The sequence below is a fragment of the Ruegeria sp. L11 genome (assembly GCF_056531755.1).
The window spans coordinates 1-3,518 of the sequence record NZ_JBQFMI010000038.1 but is presented as its reverse complement, the minus strand read 5'-3'; the positions used below and the strand labels follow the sequence as shown (position 1 = coordinate 3,518).

Sequence of the window (3,518 nt, the reverse complement as noted above, 5' to 3'; positions counted from 1 at the left end):
GAGATGGGTCTAATCAAAGCCGACCAAGCCCCACCCCTGTTTCCGATGTTTCGAGCCGCCCAATAGCGGTAGATCAAACGGCTGCATTGTCCCGCTGATCACTAGTTGAACGAGTAAGGGATTTCGCGGTCGCCGCGAATGGCCAGTAAGCGGTCTGCGACTGGAGCATCGCGACCTGCCGCTGGATGTCGGCTCTGGGCCGTCCAGAGATGACTATGAATCAATTTCCGAATGTCCAATGTCCGTCACTCGAAACCCCACTATGCAGTTTGGCGACATGATTTGATGGACGTTAACGGGCTGAGATTGAGCCAACTCACTAATTGTTGGCTGGCCCAGCTATCGCCAAGCACTTCGAGGCTCCGCGTTTCAATTGCCCCGGCTGGGGTGAGGTCGCCTCTGACGATGTAGATCGCGTCCGGAAGGGTACATGCCAGATAGAGATTAACGTCTCCACCGGGATCCTCGACGCACAATTCGCACTGTCCGTTCCTGTTCAGAAACCACCAATATCTTTTGGCCTCTGTCTGATCGGTCAGCTCCAGCCGAATTAGGCAACGTCTCGTACCGAACGCATTTGGGTTGGTCGCGCTTTCCAGGCTCCAGACCAGCAATCCCAGATCGACCTCATGCTCCTTCAATTGACGCCTCGTCCAGCGTTGCCCCCATATGCCGAGAGCCTCGACCAGGGGTACAAACTCGCGCCCTGCTTCCGTCAGCGCATATCCAAGGCGTTTTTCGCCCATGTCGTGGCGCGCAACGACGCCTTCTTCAATGAGCCATTTCAGTCGGGAAGACAGAAGTGACGGTGACATCAAAGGCACGCCGCGTTTCAGCTCGGTGAACCGGCGCGGTCCAACAGCCAAGTCACGAATAATGAGCGCGTTCCAACGTTCGCAAAAAAGCTCGGCTGCCTTGGCGACTGGACAGAACTGACCGTAGGATTTCATCGGAACCCTCGTCATGTTGCTACAGATTCCGAACTATATCCGCCAAGCAGCACTGTGTCATCAATGGTGCAGACGTAACCTTAAAGGTGGGTGAAAGCATGTCGCAAGATACCGCAACTGCGGGACAGGTATCGAAAACCGCAGCCGAAATATACGATGAGTTCTTTGTCCCCGCTCTCTTTGGTGAATGGGCGGGGCGGCTTTGTGACCTTGCCCGAATTGCACCAGGGCATACCGTTCTTGATGTCGCTTGTGGCACTGGTGCCGCCACACGCGAAGCTGTCCTGCGGGTTGGATCAAAGGGCCGCGTTGTCGGCCTCGACCGCAACCAAGGGATGCTTGACGTTGCACGAAAACGTGCGGCGGACATTGAATGGACCGAGGGTCTGGCCGAGGAGCTCCCATTCCCTACGCGTTCATTTGATGTTGTTCTTTGCCAATTTGGTTTGATGTTCTTTGACGATAGGTCCAAAGCGCTTCAGGAAATGCAACGCGTGCTGAGACCGGGTGGTAAGATTGCCCTGTCAGTCTGGGATGACGTTGACACTTCACCCGGATATGCGGCGATGATCACATTGATTGATGAAATGTTTGGATCAGACGCAGCGGGTGCGCTGCGGGCGCCCTTTATCCTTGGAGAACTGGACTTTCTTGAAAGTGTTCTTGGCAAAGGTGGATTGCAGGAAGTAACTGTAACGACTGTCACTGGCACAGCGCGATTTGCCTCGATCCGTGAATGGGTTCGTATGGATGTTCGCGGCTGGACACTGTCAGAATTCATCGACGATGCCGGCTACGAGAAATTAGTCGCAGAAGCGGAACAACGGCTGGGGCAATTTGCTGCCCCGGATGGGGCAGTGGAATTTCCAGCACCCGCGCATTTGGTTTCGTGGACCGGCGACTGACCAAAAACCTGCTGTTTTGGCCGGGCGCGCCGGACATGGCCTTGTGCATATGCGTGCATTAGTATGCCGGGCAGTTTGTGGAGACCGGCTTTGGGGCGTGGTTTCCGCATCAGTTCGGTGCGTCTTTCTAATGTGGGAGACCTTAAACGAGCTATGTCATGGTTTCCAGAAAACCTAACAATGGCAGGAACAGCTGTCATTGTTGAGCACAATTCTAGGGAACGCTCCGTGCCGCAACTGTGGAGTTGGAACAGCAGTTGACCTGGCAGGCGCAGCGAATGACCGCAAAGCGGGCTGCGACCGCAGCAGTGATGGGTGCCGGTCAACGGCAGGAAGGGGCCGAACACGATCGTGGTTTCCCGCTTGATCCCATCACCGGCAACAAGAAAGCTTCACTGCGGCCTTTTCTGCCAGCATTCTATTATTACAGTAAGATGGCATCGCTGATCATCGTCGTATTAGATTTTCCGCAAGTATGCCCAAGAGACATACCCCTTTAGTCTACGAGCACGCTCCAATGAAACGCGGCACCAACGTGTGCCACCGGTCTGCTCGCAACTGTGAACTCGTAGTGCGGTTCCATTTGGAAGACCAACGATCACATTGAACCCTGTTCCAGGTCCGCTGCGCATTTTTAGCATGTCACCGTCTTCGACTCCAAAAACCTCATAAGGTCCCAGTGACGCCGCCGCAGCCGGCTCAACGCCCATGACGACCCCTAGGAACAAAGCCGCTAAGGGTGAGAAGATTGCATTGCGCATCTTGATGTCCTGCTTGTTGCCTCAACTACAATCGTAGCAATTCGGGTCACCAGAAGGAACAACTCCCAGAAAGAAATGTACGTGATACCAAAGCCTAAACCCCTACATATCTTCCAAGTGGTGGGGAACTCTGGCCCAGTTGGGGGCATCTTTCGCAAAAACCTTTTTCGATGGGCTGAAGTTGTTTGGTTCATCCAGTGTCCCAGCTGCAATGCTCGTCAATCCGAAGGCTGTCACACCCCACAAGCCTGACCCGCAGGTACCGCAGAAATGCTTGATAACAGGTCGGCCTTCCTTTGAGGTCTTCTCAAAGGTCCGTGGTTTGCCCTTCAGTAGCTGTAGATTTTCTGACTTTATCATGTACCCGGCGTAGCCATCTGTACCGGTCATCGATAGGCAATCTCTGCAAAAACACATGAGTTGCAGTACCGCTTCACCGGTGATCCGGTAGCGCACTTCACCACAGAAGCACCCACCTTCCAATGATTGTGCCATGTTCGTTCATCCCTCTATGTCCACTGGGAAGAGTAGTGAACATCGTATGCGCCCTAATCTGAGGCGGCAACATTTCCACATTGCTTCTGGCTATCTCACGCGGAATTTCATCATCTGACTAAATGCGGCAGTTTCCGGCCGTGAAAAATTCTCTTCTGCGTGAGTACGGTCATTAAAGAGAGAAAACTGTGCGGATGTCCGCTCAGTAAATGTAGGTCCGTTCCATTGAGGATCAGAATCCATTCCGACAAATGGATCTTGCAAAGCCATTGGACAGACGTTCTGAATTGACCGACAATCGGATCATGGAGCTGACGGTGTCAATCGGCATTGAACTTTAACCCCCTATCGGCATCCAACTTTGACCCCTTTTGTGATGAGCAGGCCCGGCGCTGCGTAGTCTCCAT

At 53.6% G+C, this 3,518-nt stretch carries 5 protein-coding genes; 2 read left to right on the top strand and 3 right to left on the bottom strand.

All coding sequences use genetic code 11. The features are described from left to right. Nucleotides 1-260 precede the first annotated feature (260 nt). Nucleotides 261-950, bottom strand: a complete 690-nt coding sequence (locus ACR0CE_RS20390; protein ID WP_480833599.1) for a winged helix-turn-helix transcriptional regulator — start codon at nt 948-950, stop codon at nt 261-263. 98 nt (nt 951-1,048) lie between these two features. On the opposite strand from ACR0CE_RS20390, the gene ACR0CE_RS20385 reads away from it, so the two are divergent. After that, entirely contained in the window at nt 1,049-1,855 is an 807-nt protein-coding gene (locus ACR0CE_RS20385; protein WP_480833598.1) for a methyltransferase domain-containing protein, read from the top strand. Nucleotides 1,856-2,133: 278 nt separating this feature from the next. Beyond that, the gene (locus ACR0CE_RS20380) at nt 2,134-2,355 is read left to right on the top strand and encodes a hypothetical protein (protein ID WP_480833600.1); all 222 of its coding nucleotides are present in this window, start codon (nt 2,134-2,136) and stop codon (nt 2,353-2,355) included. Here ACR0CE_RS20380 and ACR0CE_RS20375 read toward each other — a convergent pair. Further along, nucleotides 2,314-2,616, bottom strand: a complete 303-nt coding sequence (locus tag ACR0CE_RS20375; RefSeq protein WP_480609275.1) for an SH3 domain-containing protein — start codon at nt 2,614-2,616, stop codon at nt 2,314-2,316. The genes ACR0CE_RS20380 and ACR0CE_RS20375 overlap by 42 nt on opposite strands. A 102-nt stretch (nt 2,617-2,718) precedes the next feature. After that, nucleotides 2,719-3,111: a GFA family protein gene (locus tag ACR0CE_RS20370; protein ID WP_171722476.1), complete on the bottom strand. Its 393-nt coding sequence runs from the start codon at nt 3,109-3,111 to the stop codon at nt 2,719-2,721. Between the last annotated feature and the right edge of the window lie 407 nt (nt 3,112-3,518).

Bases quoted from the DNA above. Each gene is read 5' to 3' on its own strand.
- ACR0CE_RS20375 (WP_480609275.1), bottom strand. From the start codon at position 2,616: ATGCGCAATGCAATCTTCTCACCCTTAGCGGCTTTGTTCCTAGGGGTC.
- ACR0CE_RS20385 (WP_480833598.1), top strand. From the start codon at position 1,049: ATGTCGCAAGATACCGCAACTGCGGGACAGGTATCGAAAACCGCAGCC.
- ACR0CE_RS20380 (WP_480833600.1), top strand. From the start codon at position 2,134: ATGACCGCAAAGCGGGCTGCGACCGCAGCAGTGATGGGTGCCGGTCAA.
- ACR0CE_RS20390 (WP_480833599.1), bottom strand. From the start codon at position 950: ATGAAATCCTACGGTCAGTTCTGTCCAGTCGCCAAGGCAGCCGAGCTT.
- ACR0CE_RS20370 (WP_171722476.1), bottom strand. From the start codon at position 3,111: ATGGCACAATCATTGGAAGGTGGGTGCTTCTGTGGTGAAGTGCGCTAC.